Origin of the sequence: Deefgea chitinilytica (assembly GCF_016881405.1) — a bacterium.
GTDB classification, from domain to species: Bacteria; Pseudomonadota; Gammaproteobacteria; order Burkholderiales; family Chitinibacteraceae; genus Deefgea; species Deefgea chitinilytica.
This window is the reverse complement of record NZ_WOFE01000001.1, coordinates 862983-878315: the sequence shown is the minus strand read 5'-3', so window position 1 is coordinate 878315 and position 15333 is coordinate 862983. Positions and strand designations below refer to the sequence as shown.

Annotated in this window: 6 protein-coding genes; 4 read left to right on the top strand and 2 right to left on the bottom strand. The window is 48.2% G+C overall.

Annotated features, from left to right (window positions below):
* Window positions 1-115: 115 nt before the first annotated feature.
* From GM173_RS03960 to GM173_RS03945, 4 genes are all read left to right on the top strand, one after another.
* The gene (locus GM173_RS03960) at window positions 116-1360 is read left to right on the top strand and encodes an exonuclease SbcCD subunit D C-terminal domain-containing protein (protein WP_203570013.1); all 1245 of its coding nucleotides are present in this window, start codon (window positions 116-118) and stop codon (window positions 1358-1360) included.
* Window positions 1357-5178 carry an AAA family ATPase gene (locus GM173_RS03955; RefSeq protein ID WP_203570012.1) on the top strand — a complete coding sequence of 1274 codons (3822 nt, stop codon included), beginning with the start codon at window positions 1357-1359 and terminating at the stop codon, window positions 5176-5178. Before GM173_RS03960 ends, GM173_RS03955 begins: the two co-directional genes overlap by 4 nt.
* Window positions 5179-5220: 42 nt before the next feature.
* Window positions 5221-7875, top strand: coding sequence for a TrlF family AAA-like ATPase (locus tag GM173_RS03950; RefSeq protein WP_203570011.1), 2655 nt, complete (start codon window positions 5221-5223; stop codon window positions 7873-7875).
* 260 nt (window positions 7876-8135) lie between these two features.
* Complete coding sequence (locus tag GM173_RS03945) at window positions 8136-8867, top strand: DNA-3-methyladenine glycosylase I (RefSeq protein ID WP_203570010.1); 732 nt, start codon at window positions 8136-8138, stop codon at window positions 8865-8867.
* Between the two features lie 202 nt (window positions 8868-9069).
* On the opposite strand, the gene GM173_RS03940 is transcribed toward GM173_RS03945, so the two are convergent.
* Both GM173_RS03940 and GM173_RS03935 read right to left on the bottom strand, forming a co-directional pair.
* Window positions 9070-10362: an SH3 domain-containing protein gene (locus tag GM173_RS03940; RefSeq protein ID WP_203570009.1), complete on the bottom strand. Its 1293-nt coding sequence runs from the start codon at window positions 10360-10362 to the stop codon at window positions 9070-9072.
* A gap of 19 nt (window positions 10363-10381) precedes the next feature.
* Window positions 10382-15331, bottom strand: a complete 4950-nt coding sequence (locus GM173_RS03935; protein WP_203570008.1) for a DEAD/DEAH box helicase — start codon at window positions 15329-15331, stop codon at window positions 10382-10384.
* Window positions 15332-15333 lie beyond the last annotated feature (2 nt).

Here is a 15333-nt window from a genome sequence, read left to right as displayed (position 1 = left end):
TCGAAAAAGATCGACAGTTACTTACTGCTAATAAAGATTGCCGATATTACTTCGATATATTGCTGTCTGATCATGTAAAATCTAGCACTAAAACCGCAGATTATCGGACAACGGCATGCGCCTTATACACACCTCAGATTGGCACCTCGGCCAGACTCTGCATTCTTTCGAGCGCGATTACGAGCATCAGTGTTTTTTAGATTGGTTGCTCTACACCTTGGTGGCTGAACAAGCCAATGCGCTGCTGATTCCCGGTGATATTTTCGATAATGCCAATCCATCGGCGGCATCGCAAAAGCAGTTTTACCGCTTTTTGCAACAGGCCAAAACGCGCGTTCCGCACCTGAATATCGTCATCATCGCGGGCAATCATGATTCGCCCGGCCGCCTTGAAGCGCCTGCGCCGTTTTTAGAGGCGATGGATGCCTGTGTGATCGGCTTTGTGCCGCGCTTGAGCGATGGCAGTATTGATTTAAGCCGCCTCGTCGTACCACTTAAAAATCAACACGGCGAAATTGCTGCGTGGTGTTTGGCGATTCCGTTTTTACGCCCCGGCGATGTGCCACGTACCGAAGATCTTCCAGAAGGCAGCGACCCATATATGGCGGGCATCACCCTGCTGTACCAACAAGCATTTCAACACGCGCTCAACCTTCGGCAGGCAGGCCAAGCGATTATTGCGCTCGGCCATTGCCATATGGTCGGCGGCGAAATTTCGCAGGACTCGGAGCGGCCGATTGTGATTGGTGGTACTGAGCCACTCTCAGCTGCAATGTTTGACGCGAATATCGCCTACGCTGCGCTCGGCCATCTTCATCTAGCCCAAGCCGTCGGCAAACAACCTCACATTCGCTACTGCGGCAGCCCTATTCCAATGTCGTTTGCCGAAGTGGCCTATCCGCACCAAGTGCTGCGCATTGACCTTGATGGAGAGAACGCTAGCCAGATTACCCCGCTATCGATTCCGCGCGCGGTGGAGCTGCTGCGGATTCCTGCAAAGCCAGCGCCACTGGCTGCAGTGCTGAGCGAACTTGCCGCTTTAGAACTAGCAGACGACTTAGCCCCGCAGCAATACCCCTATTTAGAAGTACGGGTTCGGCTCGATGAGCCTGAGCCGGGATTGCGCGCGCAAATCGAAGCCGCGCTCGATGGTAAACCCGTGCGCCTAGCCAAAATTGAAACAAGCTTTAGCATCAACAAAAACGCACCAACAGAGACAGAAGCCTTGGCCGAACTAGAGCAATTGCAACCCGATGCCATTTTTGCGCGGCTGTATCAGCAAAAATTCGCCGCCGATGCACCAAGCGAGCTAATGGCGGCCTTTGCCGAGTTGATGCTGGATACGGAGGATGCACCATGAAAATCCTCGCTATTCGCGGTAAAAATCTGGCTTCGCTAGCCGGAGATTTTGGAGTCGATTTTGAGCAAGAGCCGCTCAAATCTGCCGGGCTGTTTGCCATTAGTGGCCCGACTGGCGCGGGCAAAAGCACCCTGCTCGATGCGCTGTGTATGGCGCTGTACGAGAGCACACCGCGCCTGCTGAAAGCCGGTGGCGGCAAAACGCTGCCCGATGGCACGGACCTGATCACGCACCAAGACGCGGCCAATCTTTTGCGGCGCGGTTGCGCCGATGGCTTTGCTGAAGTCGATTTTGTCGGCAACGATGGCGCAAGGTATCGCTCACGCTGGAGCGTGCGCCGCGCGCGCGGCAGCGTGAAAGGCAGCCTGCAAGCCAGCAAAATGACCTTGCACCAATTGCCGGAACTGCAGCCGATTGGCGGCACCAATCGCGAGGTGAAGGCTGAGATCATTCAGCGCATTGGGCTAAGTTTTGAGCAATTCACCCGCGCCGTATTGCTGGCGCAAAATGAGTTTTCCAGCTTTTTAAAAGCCGACGATAACGAACGCGGCGAGCTGCTCGAAACGCTGACGGGCAGCACGATTTACAGTGTACTGTCGCAACGCGCTTTTGCCCGCGCCAAACTCGAATTGCAAGCTTTGCAGCGCATTAACGACCGCCTTGCCGATCAAAAACCACTCGACAGTGAAACACGCGCGGCGCTGGATACCGAGAGCCAAGCGGCGCAGCAACAACTGGCGGCGCTTGATCAACAATTGGCGCAACTCAATAGCACCATCCGTTGGCACAAAGATGCCGAAAAAATCGCTCAAAGTATTCAAGCCGCGCAAACCACGCTGAATGAGCAACGCACAGCCCACGAACAGGCCGCGCCTCGGCGCGACAAGCTACAGCAACTCGATGCGGTGCAATCGGCCAGACCGCTGATCACCGAGCTAGACCGCAGCAGCAATACGGCAACGCAATCGGTAGCCACAATTGCGACCTGCCAAACCCAGCTCGATGTGGCTAACGCCGCCAACGCCACGGCCAATGCCGCGCTGCTGCTTGCTCAAGCTAAACACGCCGCTGCCGAGCAGGCGCAAAGCGCCGCTGCGCCGCAACTGGACGCAGCGAAAAAGCTCGACGCCAGCATTGAAGCGCGCTTACCTGCGCTCAATGCGCTGCAAGCGGCCACCGAGCAAGCCAATATCGCCCTCGCCGCCAGTACTCAGCAGTGTGAGCAAAAGCAGAACGAGCTTAATCAAGCGTATACGCAGCTAGCCATTGCACAGCAATGGCTACAAGACAATACCCACAGTAAAGATCTGGCCGAAAATTGGCCCGCGTATGAAGTGCTATTGCAGCAAGCCTCAGATGCATATGCCGCCGCCAAGCTGGCGGGTGACCAACAGGCACAGCTGGCTCTAGAATGCGGCGCACTCAGCGAGCGCATTGCAACAGCAACAACAGACCTTGCGGCAACAGAATTAGCTGCACAAAACGCCGAACAACACCGGCAAGCGGCCAACCAGCAATTGGCCAGCATCGACATCAGCACATTAGCCGCAGAAAAAGCCCACTGCGCCAATCGGCGCGAACATCTAAGCAGCGCCGAGTCTTTGTTACAGCGACTGAATGAGCACACAACGCAAGTTGCCAAACTCACGACTCAGCAAGCCGACAATCTCGCCAGTCGCCAACATTCTGAGCACGCATTGGCGCAGACCACCGCGCAATTGCCGATCTTGGCAGCCACACTGACGCAGGCGGAGCGCGCACTCAAGCTGGCTGAAGCCGCGTGCAATGCCAATGTTGAAACGCTGCGCGAAAGCTTGCTCGACGATGCGCCCTGCCCCGTTTGCGGCGCTTTGGATCACCCTTACGTCAGTGACAATCCTCAATTGCATGCGCTATTAACTGGCCTGCAAACCGAAGTTGCTAAATGTCGTGGGCAGTATCAAGAGCAATTCAGTCTGCAGGCCACGTTGACCGCCGAGCTAAGCAATCTGCAACGCGCCGCGCAGCTACTTGAAGCCGACCTCGCAACAATCAATAGCAGTCTTGCCGCATTGCAAAGCCAATGGGCGGCGCACCCGCTGTATGCCGAAATCGCCAGTTTGCAAGATACGGTATCGGAGACGAATTGGTTTGCCGCGCAAGCCGTGACCATTCAAACGCAGCTTGCCGCCATCGCCAGCAAAGAGCAGGCTTGGCAGCTCGCGCTACAGGCCAAAGAAGCCGCGCAAGCCGCTTTTGAGCAGGCCAGCCAAGCGCATCAAGCGCAAAAAGACGTCGTGCAAACCCAGCAAGCGGCGCTAGTGCAAATCAGCGCCCAGCTCACCGCCGCGCAAGCCACGCAGCAACAAGAAAGTCAGCGCGTTGAACGCAACTGGGCGCAACTCGCCCCCGCGCTGCAACACTTTCCCGACTGGGCCGATTGTCGAAGAAACTGGAGCAATAACCCAGCCGCGATGCAGGCCGAGTGGCAACAGGCCGCACATAAGTGGCTGGCGCAAAGCGCGGCGCATCGGCAAGGCCAGCAAGACACCGAGCTGCTGGCGCAAGCCCACGCGGCCCTGATTACAGCCAACGAAAAAGCCGCTCAGGAGTTGCTGCGCCTACGCGAGCAGCTTAAAGCCGAGCAAGCCGCCATTGATACGCTGCGCCTAGAGCGCAATGCCTTATTTGCCGGGCAAGCCGTGCAACTCGTCGAAGCGGCTTTGGCGCAGGCAATCAATGAAGCCAAATCAGCCCACACCCAAGCCCAACACGCCGCGCACGAGGCAACGCAACAAGCCACCCGCGCACAAGAAGCCTTGACGCAGGCGCAGCTAGCCCAAGCACAGCTACAGCAACAATATCAGTCCGCACAGCAGCAGCTCGAACAATGGCTAGAGCTGTGGATCAGCACCTCGCCAGTCCCAGCTCAGGATTTCACCGAGGCCACGTTGCGGAAATGGCTAAGCTATGATGCGGCATGGCTGGTGCAAGAGCGTGCGGCCTTGCTGGCGATTGATTCCGCGCTCGCCCAAGCCCACACTATCCTGCAAGAGCGCATCGCGCAGCAGCAACAACACACCGCACAGCGCCCTGCTGCTGCCAGCGATGCAGACCGCCCCGCGACAGACCTAATTACAGAAGCCCCATCTGCAGCGTCGCAATCCGGCGAGGCAGCAAGCTTGGCGCAGCTAGAGCAACAGGCGGCCCAAACCAGCGCAGCGCAACAAGCCGCACAGACGGTGGCCACCGCACTGCAATTGCAAATCGCACAAGACGAAGCACGCCGCGCTACGGCGGCAGGCTTGCTCACCGAGATCGCCGCGCAAGAAACCCAGCAACGCCGCTGGGCGCAACTCAATGACTTAATCGGATCAAGCGACGGCAAAAAATTCAGAAACTACGCGCAGCAATACACGCTCGACGTACTGCTCGCCTACACCAACCGCCATTTACAACAACTCTCGCGCCGCTACCGCCTGCAACGCATTAACGACACGCTGGCAATGATGGTCATCGACCAAGACATGGGCGACGAAGCGCGCTCGGTGCATTCACTCTCGGGCGGCGAATCCTTCCTTGTCTCGCTGGCGCTGGCCTTGGGTCTGGCCTCGCTATCATCCAACCGCGTGAGTGTTGAATCGCTATTCATCGACGAAGGCTTCGGCAGCCTCGACGCCGACACGCTGCGCGTCGCAATGGATGCACTGGATGGATTGCAAGCCATGGGTAGAAAAGTCGGCGTGATTTCTCATGTGCAGGAAATGACGGAACGGATTGCGACGAAGATTTTGGTGCAGAAGACTGCGGGTGGGCGGAGTTTGCTGTCTGCAAATTAATTTGAAACTATATTATTTATCATTACAAAGGTGAAATATAAAATGAAGGGATCAGTATGGAATAAATGGGAGTTACATATCCACTCCCCTTACACGCACCAGAACAATCAGTTTGCAGGCAATTTAGAACTTTACGCACAAAAAATAATCAACTCCAACATAAAACTAATAGGGGTGACAAATTACTTTTATTTTGAAGATAACGAGTTGGAAAACATTAAAAATGCCATCAAATCTCAAAATGGAGAGGTCACGGTATTGGGCAATCTGGAATTTAGAATTTCACAAAAAAACAAAGATGGCGAGTGGATAAATATCCATTGTATTTTTTCTGAAAAACTAAAAACCGGAGAGATCAACAGAGTAATTTCCACTCTCCCACTGGTAAACACAACACCTGACGAAAAAACAATATACTGCTCAAAAGATTCACTTTCTGCTGCTAGTACAAAGCTAGAGCATGTTGTTATTGATTTTACAGCCTTGATAAAGCATTTAAATTCTCACTTAAAATTTGGTGTGGATTATTTAATTGCTGGCTGCCCAAATGGATATGGAGGTTTCAGACCTAATACCGGCGAAGGTAGATCTTTGGCTATAGCAAATGAGATTGAGCGTAAATGCCAAATTTTACTTGCAAGACCACAAGATCGTGAATATTTTCTAAATACGAATCGATATGAAAAAGCAATAGCCAAACCTGTTTTTTATTGTTCAGACGCACACAAAATTGAAGACATTGGGAAGAGTTATAGCTGGGTTAAAGCAAAGCCGACCTTTGAAGGTTTGCGACAAGCTATTATTGAACCAGATCTGCGCGTTCAACAGAATGATTTCTTCATAGAAAACACATACATAAAACCAAAATTCAAAACTATAAAACTAGGTGGAAGAATTTTTGATGGGGAAGATTTACGATTTGACGATCAGGCGATCGAATTAAATCCAAATCTTATTGCGATTATTGGTGGACGTGGCACAGGAAAAAGTCTTTTCCTTAATGCAATGAATTCACATTTCAACCATTCGAACACAGCTAAAAAAACATCCGTCGCAAACGTCCAAATCGAACTTGACAAGGGCAACGGTGACATTGTGGAGTTCAACTCTAGGGAAAATGAATATTCATACCTTCATGTCTCCCAAGGAGACGTACAAAAATTCAGTGAAAACTCAAATGGCCTAAGCAATGAAATTAAGAAAATGCTTAGAATCAGTGAAAGCGACATTGACCTTATTACTTCACAAGAAATATCAAGCAACATTGGAAAATACCGAGATTTTGTAAATTTCCAGGAAGAGGTCGACCATAATTCAAACAGAATTAACAAACCAGAATATCAAGAAGCAATAATTGAAGCAAATAAAAAACTTATTGAAACACTCACCAACCCGCAAAACAAAACATTAATTGAGCAATATCAAGAAAACCAACAAAAAATAAACAAAAAGACAGAATACATCGAACTTGCAAAACAAATTGTATTTGCAATAAACAAAAGCATCAGCGACATAAACGCACAAATATTGAATTTAAATAGCAACAGCGAGACAAAGCAAAAAGCAGAATCAATTAATGGGAATGCAACACTAGAAACAATCGAAAAAAATATAGCCCTATGCATTGGCGAGCTGGATATATTAAGAAAAACAAACGACGAGATAACTAGTGAATTCATAAAACAAGGCATCAACCAAGACGTATCTTCTTTGTTAAGCAAAATTGAAGAACACCAACAACTTATTGATCGAGCACAAACCAAGCTGAGTGAGATAAAGCAAAAAGACGAGAAATACAGGAGAAATGTAAATGATAGAAATGAATTCGCTCACGCTTATCATCGGCACATAAAAAAACAAAAAGAAATTATTGATAGCGCCTTTTTAAAATTAAAAGAAGAAAAAGAAACCTGGAGTGCTGAGCAAAATCAATTGGTTAGAGAAATACTGACGGACATTCACATTGAAGGCAAGATAAGTTTTGACTTGGTGAAATTTTACTCGGGGCTAGAGGATTGCCTAAATAAAGGTAAGTTTCGGAGCACCATCGACAAATCAACACGACAGCGCCTTGAAGAGCTTTTTGCAGTCAGCAACTTTGATAGCTATATAAATCTACTATCCGGCCATAAGCAAATAACGATTGATGGGAAAGAAATAACCCTTGAAGATTTTTTGTGGAAAGGTGAATTTTTTAACAAAGGTGGGAGGTTTGAACTGTTGAATTACTTGTACTCGCCTTTGTCCGTTAAAAGTTACCTACAAGCAAATGCCAACTTCAAATATAAAGATAAAACAGTTGATAAACTTTCGGCAGGGCAACGGGGCACATTCTATGTTTGTTTGAAGTTAGCAACAGATCCATTTGGAAGCCCTTTTGTTTTTGATCAGCCGGAGGACGATTTAGATAATGAATTTATTATGAAACAGTTAGTACCTTTGTTTAGGAAGATTAAAAAATATCGTCAAGTTATTATTGTTACCCACAATGCTAATTTGGTTGTAAATACCGATGCAGAACAAGTGATCGTTGCAAATAATACGGGCGATAAAATTAAATACACTTCAGGCGCGGTCGAAGATGGTGATATTAGAACAAACACAGGGATTAGAGCGCAAATCTGCAATATTCTCGAAGGTGGAAGCCATGCATTCGAGAAAAGGGAGCGAAAATATGGCATTCAAGAATTGACCTAAATCGTAACCATGCTAATGCAGTCGTCTAGGGAGGGTTGCGACCCGCGCTACACTGCATTCGTGATGGGGAAAACTTGTGTCGGGTTACGCCTTCGGCCAATCCGATATACCCTATTGGTGTATTTAACTATAGCCATTATCAAACAAGGCTTAGCGAAAAATACATCCACCACTCTTTCTGTTTATCAGTAATAATCTGAAACTAGTGATACCAAGCCAACGAAGTCTCTACCATCCAAAATCAAACTCCCGAGGTCAACGTGCAAAAATTCGCCGAAATCCAAGCCCGCGCCATCGCGCGTAAAGGTAGCGCGCAGGCTTTGCAGGATTTATTGCCCTCGGTGGCGAGTGAGGCGCAGTTTTTGGCGCTGCCCGATCACCGCATTCTGGCGATGATGTGCAAAGCCATTAATCAGGCGGGCTTTAACTGGACGGTGATTAGTAATAAATGGCCGCAGTTTGAAGATGCTTTTTTCGGCTTTGATGTTGAAACGCTGGCTATGCTGTCCGCCGAGCAGTGGGAAGCGTATTGCAATGACACGCGCGTGGTGCGGCATTGGCAGAAGATTAAAGCCGTCATGGAGAACGTCAGCTTTGTGCGAACGTACAGCCATGAAAACGGCAGCTTTGCAAGCTTTCTGAATACATACCCTGCTTCACGACAAGTCGAGTTGATGGCGTTTCTCAAAAGCCATGGCAGCCGTTTGGGCGGCCAAACGGGGCAATGGTTGCTGCGCTACATCGGCAAAGATGCGTTTGTATTAACGCAAGACGTGGTGCTAGCGCTGCAGTTGGCGGGCTTGGATATTCCCGATCAACCAACGAGCAAACGCGATTTAAACAAAATCCAGCAGCTTTTTAATGATTGGGCTGATGAGACTGGCCTGCCCTACACGCATCTTGGCAAAATTGCGGCTTATTCAGTGGGTATCAATTATGAAAGCGAGTTGATTCAACATGAAAGCAGCAAGTTCAAAGCAGTCATTGAATGAGCGTGCACTAGACTGCTTTAATACTGTTACCCAGGTCTTGCACAACAATAGTGATTTATGATTCGGCCCGCCAAAAGCTAATTAGCCGGATGCTATCCTTAGCTAACCCCCTCACCGAGGACAGACGATAGAAGTAAAGAATCCCGCCATCCCGCGAGTTTCTTTACTTCTAACGCAATTGCAAAAACTACACAAAGTCAAACTATAGCTGGTTTGGCTTGCTTAAATATCTTGAGAAAACCCACCCCTGAATATTGATCTTGCCCGTACTATCTGTCCACGAAACCAAAGACCAATCTTTGCGCGTCTCCTGCACTATTACTGAATCCCAACATCTCAAATGGCTAAGCACTTTGGCATTAGCTGATGTACTAGCTCGAACAGCAATCCCATTTTTTGTAACCAGCTTGCGTACATTAAAGCAATCAATTCTCATAACATCTGAGACTAATTTACGAGCTTCCTTTTTGGTTGCCATAGGCTCTACCGAGTTGGAAAAATGCTTCCAAGCGTCTTCAACGATTGGATTAATAATGGACGATATCAACGCTATAAATATACCGACCACCCAAGGGTTGAGCCAGAAACTTGGATTGACTTGACCTTGGTTGATGAAAACATTCATTACCTTGATACAATCTTTGTAATCACCACTCTTGGTAAATGCATTGAGTGCAATTTCTTCTTCGGTAGACGGGCGAATTTCAATTTCACCAGCAGCGAATGAATCTATGCCTTCCAATCCAATGCGATTATTTACGAAAGCATACTGCGCAGCAGCACTTCTTTTATGCAGTTCCTGAAGCGCGCTCATTTGCTCGGAAAACTTACGCGCAGGCTCGTTCAGGGCAGCAAGCACTTCACTCATATAACTTGGCGATGACTGAGAAATTGAAGCGATATTCTCGCTCATTCTCATAGATGGGGCTCGCAATGCCTCCATTACATGCCTCATTGAGTTTGCAGGAGCAGCAGCGTTCATGGCCTCAATTTGTTTCGTGAAGCTTGATAAGGGTTCCCCCAGTAAATGCTTCACATCGCTCAAAATACCAAGTGACATGGTTTTTGGTGCTAATTCAATTTGCTTAACCATCGAATTTTGCGATTTCAAGGCATTTATAGCTGCATTGATTCCACTATTTTGTAGATTTATCGCCTGTATTGTTTTGACATATGAGTCAGGTATTTTTGAAGCAAAACTACTTAGCAAAGCGCTTGGTCGATCAGCAAACATCGCTCTCGCTTGTTCCACTGCCCGCAGTGACGGCGAATTGATTGCGGCTACATTTGCAGCAAGCCCATTGATCTGCTTACTCAATTTTGCTGCTGCACTTGATTCAAGCCCTCCAAAAAGCGCGGCCCTTTGCTGAGCTTGCTGTTGCATTGCAGCTAAACCCACTGTTGCGGCTGTTGATCTGTAGGAACTCACGAGTGAGTCTGATTCTAAGATGCGCTTGGCAACTGAACTTGCTGTTTCTTCAATGCTTGAACCCATATCTTCTACCCCGAATATCTTAGCCAATCTGCAACGCTGGTAAAGCTTTGACAATCTTCATCGTTTCCAGCGATACCGTTACCACGCGCAGGAAGAGTTCTAGCGGGTATTTTGGGTTTTGCATGGTTTCGATTGCCCAGTCGTTGGCGTCGTTGATGATGCCGCTGTCTTTGTGGGTGCTGACGCATTGACGCTCGACGACCCAATCAATAGCAGGCTTACCGTTGACCACGTATTCATACGCGTCCAGCGGAATGCCTGTGACGGTGATTTTGTCGTTGTAGATCAGTGTGGTGAGGTCTTTTTCTTTACCCTTCTTGCCATACTTCATTTTCTCAACGCGATAATCACTGTCACTCAATAGCAAACCGCCACCAACGATAGACGCAGGGTACATTTCGATGGTTTCGTAGTTCAGGTGCAGTTCGGCCAAATCGCGACCAGCTTGGCTAAAGATTTGGAAATCGGCGTAGGTTTTTACGCAAGGAATACGAGGCAATTCTTTGCTCAGATTATCAGCATAACGCTCGCGGTAATCTGGTGAATGCAGCAAGCCATAGACGTAATAAAACACGTCTTCCTTGGTTATGATTTGGTTTGGATAAGCAGCATGGAAGTGCGCCAAGCCTTCATCGGTGATCGCATCTTTCCTTGTGTATCCTTGGGTATTCTCTTCTATGCCTGAATCATCAATACCTGCAAGCATATCCCCTTGATGTGTATTTTCTTTTTCCATGTTATCGGCATTGGGTTCATAAAGATAAAAAGGAAAACATTGCGAACCATCAATATCAACCATATGCAGACTAGGTGGGATATTAGAGATCAAGCTACTAAATGCAACTTTGTCACCGCAACCAGACACACAAATCACTAAATTATCAGCACAAATTTCTGGCGGATAAAACCTAGTCATTTGACCAGTTCTATGAATCAGCTGATTGCAATAGTAAACATTCTGTTTGAAAAAAGGCCGATAAAGCGATGCCGTTATTTTTTTGCGATTAAAGCAAATATCCGAATTGCGAACAAGATGCTGCTTTAATGATGCGGTCCAACTGATTTTCTTTGGGTCGCTTTCAATTTTATCGTCTATTTGGCTAGAAGCGGACTTCTGCACTCCGTGAATACGATTGCGATCGGTGTTATACACCCCAATCATTTTACGTAAATTATTTTCCAACTCCGTGACCGAAGAATTAAAGCACCATGCATCTCTTCCCGTTTCCAAACCCCGCGAGAAATTTTCAAACAGCATTACCGCTGATGACTTTTTCCCTTTGTCGCCAAGAACAATAAATTCAGCAAAGCTGTCATCGCGCTGATTAAGCCAATCTCCATGTTCATCAGGAATAATACGAGCCCAAGCATCGTTGGCAGTAATTCCAGCAACACTGCGCAAAGAGCTTATTCGCTCCAGTTTTTGTTCGCGACTGAGATAATCTCCAATGTCGTGGAAATAAATATTTCCATATTCGCTAGCCTGCGGATTTTTTACTAACAATGTAATCGCAATCGCAGCAGCACTGCCCATGCCAAAAATTTGCCCCCCTTCTTTTTTAGCACGCTCTCCTGCTGTTTTTTGCCCACGCAAACCACGAAGATGAAAAACGTAAATATCAGAAAATTCATCCGACAAAGCTTTTCTCAGACCCTCTGAAGACCTTGAATCAACAAACCCCGCATTGGTGACAAAACCCATAATTCCGCAATCACCAATACGGTCGGATGCCCAACGTATCGAGCGAATATAGCTATCGTACAAAGCATTTTTATTTGTAGCCGTTGTTCTAGCGGCATAAGTGACACGAATGCGTTCATCCAAATGCGGGTAGGCGATGTTCTGGTTATTATCGTTGCCGCTATCCTGACCCACCGAATATGGTGGATTACCCATAATGACTCGAATATCCAGTGCTTTCTGCTTTTTACGCCGTGCGCTGTTGTGCTCAAGCAATTGGTCTACCAAATCTTCCTTCTCGTACATCTGGAAGGTGTCGGTCAGGCAGATGCCTTCAAATGGCACATAGTCGCCGCCGACGATGCTGTGGTATACCGCTTCGATATTGATGGCCGCAATGTAGTAGGCCAGCAGTACGATTTCATTGGCATGGATTTGGCCTTTATATTTGGCTTGCAGTTGCTCTTTGGAAATCAGACCGCTTTGCAGCAAGCGGGTAATGAATGTACCCGTGCCGGTAAATGGATCGATGATATGCACACCATCGCTGCCCAAACTTTGGTCGAACTCGGTTTTGAGAATATGGTCAATGCTGTGGATGATGAAATCCACCACCTCAACTGGCGTATAGACAATCCCTAGTCGCTCGGTCATGCGTGGGAAGGCATTGCGGAAGAATTTATCGTATAGCTCGACGATGATTTTCTGTTTACCTTCGGCGTTGTCGATACCCTCGGCACGCATTTTTACGCTGGCATAGAATCGCTCTAGCGTATCGGCTTCTTTATCCAACCTATGCTCTTGCAGGATGTCCAGCACGTTTTGCATCGCGCATGACATCGGGTTATGTGAAGCAAAACTGTAGTCGCTGAATAGCGCGTCAAATACCGGCTTGGTGATGAGATGTTGCGCCAGCATTTCGATCACTTCGGCATCGGTTATGCTGTCGTTTAGATCATCTTTCAGCTCTTTTACAAAAGCAAAAAACGCCTCACGCTCTACCGTGTTGCCTTCATCGGCGATGATGGCCGTAATGCGGCTGATATGGGTCCGTGCAATCTTGGCAATATCATTTGCCCAGTCTGCCCAATGATGACGATTACCGCACTTCTGCACCACTTTGGCGTAAATGGCGCGCTCGATTTCACCAATGTGAAATTGCAGCTCAGCTTGGTCATCTTTGCTTGGCCGTTTTACGGCTTCGCCAATGCTGTAATTCCCTTTGCCTGCATCTTGGTTGCTGGCTTTGCCGGTCTTGCCTTTGGTGGCTTTTTTCTGGATTTTGTCTGAAATGGCGATGACTTCCATTTTGGACTTATCACCATTACTAAATTCAAGCTTGTTGATCATGGCATCAAAGCGATCATCGTGCGAACGCAAGGCTTGCAGCACTTGCCACACCACTTTGTAGGTCACATTGTCATCAAGGGCTTCGTGCGCTTCCATGCCAGACGGAATCACCACGGGCAGAATGACATAGCCACGTTTTTTACCCTCGGCACGGCGCATGACACGCCCAACGGATTGCACCACATCTACTTGTGAATTACGTGGCGTGAGGAACAAAACCGCATCCAGCGCCGGGACATCAACACCTTCGGACAAACAGCGAACATTGCTCAAAATACGGCAGGTATTTTCAGGCGTTTCTTCTTTCAGCCAAGAGAGTTTTTCTTCTTTCTGGCTGGCATTCATGCCGCCATCAACGTGCTCAGCTTCGCATTGCAGCGTCACCGATGGTAGGTCTTCGCCAAATTCTTGCTCTTTGTAGGCTTCAACCACTTTTGAAAACATGCCTGCAATATTGACTGAGCTGACTTTATGCGTTTTGCTCTTGCCGGTATTTTCGATGACTTGGCAGAACGCTACAGCACGGCGCATTGGCTCGTTGTCATCAACTAAATCTTCTTGAGTATCCTGCTTAGACAAGCCTTTCCAGCAGCCAATGATCTTGGCCGCGTCATCCACTTTAAGCTGATTATCATCTTGCCTAAGTAGTTCTTGCATGCGTTCACTGACGTGATCTTGTGAAACCGCCAAAACGAGGACTTTATAATCGACCAGCAATTCACGGCGAACGGCTTCTGAAAAATTGATGACGTATAGCTCTTTGCCGTACAAAGCTTCGTCATCCATTGAGCACAGAGCCACATCATCCGAATCTGCCTTTGCTTTGGCATTCTCGCCATAAATCCGCGGTGTTGCGGTCATGTAGAGGCGTTTGGCCGATTTGATAAAGTCCGCATCATGGACTTTCACGAAATTGGATTCGTCGTCATCACCAAAGGTTGCGCCAGTCGTGCGGTGTGCCTCGTCACAGATGATCAGATCGAAATCGGCCAAGGAAAACTCTTTTTGCGCCTTGCTGATGACATCAATCGAGTGATAGGTGCTGAATACAACGCTCATGTGGTGAGCATCGTGCCGTTTGGTCATTTCTTCAGCTAACCGGGCGGGGTTGGTCGTTGCCGGGTAGCGCAATTCGTGCGCGAAAGTCTGCACCACGTCATCATCTTTTTTGCGCTTTTTGCCTACATCACCATCCGAACACACCGCAAAGCTATGCAGCGGCGTGGTGCTTTCTTGCGTCCATTCGGTGAGTGTTTGCGACAGCAAAGATAAACTTGGCACAAGGAACAAAACTCGCTTGCCTGCACCTGCGAGCTTTTCCGAAATTTTCAAACTGGTAAAGGTTTTACCCGTACCACACGCCATGATGAGCTTGCCACGCTCGGCATTGGCCAAGCCACTCTCCGTCGCTTCCAAGGCGCTGATCTGATGCGGGCGTAGCGTTTTTTTGGCCTTAATCTCTGGCGCATGCTTAGGCTGATACTTTTCCCAGTCAATTTGGCTGTTTTCCAGATCATGAAAATCGATTTTACTCACTGGCGGCTGTTGGTTTTGCAGCGCATCGTTGGCGTGCTCGCTCCAGTTGTTCGTCGTCGTCACAATCACCCGATGGGTGAATGGCTTTTTGCCTGATGCCGTGAAAAAGCTATCAATATCTGATTTCGTTACCCGATGATCTTCAGCATAAAATTTGCATTGGATGGCATGGTACTCACCCGTGCCTTGAGTTTGCGCCACCAAGTCGATGCCGGTATCACGCGCATCCAGACCTTGCTCTTTAGCCCAATCGGCATAGGTCCAAACCGAACTGTACAGATCGGCATAGGTCGCTTCATTCCGCAGGTAGCAGACAATCAGCTCTTCAAAGTAAGTGCCTTTCTCGCGCTCACTGACCGCTGCATTACGAAATGTTGTTAGCAGTTTTGCTAAAGCAGACATAC

What these genes read in the sequence shown, in the direction of transcription:
- GM173_RS03960 (WP_203570013.1), top strand. Translation starts at nt 116, where the DNA reads ATGCGCCTTATACACACCTCAGATTGGCACCTCGGCCAGACTCTGCAT.
- GM173_RS03955 (WP_203570012.1), top strand. Translation starts at nt 1,357, where the DNA reads ATGAAAATCCTCGCTATTCGCGGTAAAAATCTGGCTTCGCTAGCCGGA.
- GM173_RS03950 (WP_203570011.1), top strand. Translation starts at nt 5,221, where the DNA reads ATGAAGGGATCAGTATGGAATAAATGGGAGTTACATATCCACTCCCCT.
- GM173_RS03940 (WP_203570009.1), bottom strand. Translation starts at nt 10,362, where the DNA reads ATGGGTTCAAGCATTGAAGAAACAGCAAGTTCAGTTGCCAAGCGCATC.
- GM173_RS03935 (WP_203570008.1), bottom strand. Translation starts at nt 15,331, where the DNA reads ATGTCTGCTTTAGCAAAACTGCTAACAACATTTCGTAATGCAGCGGTC.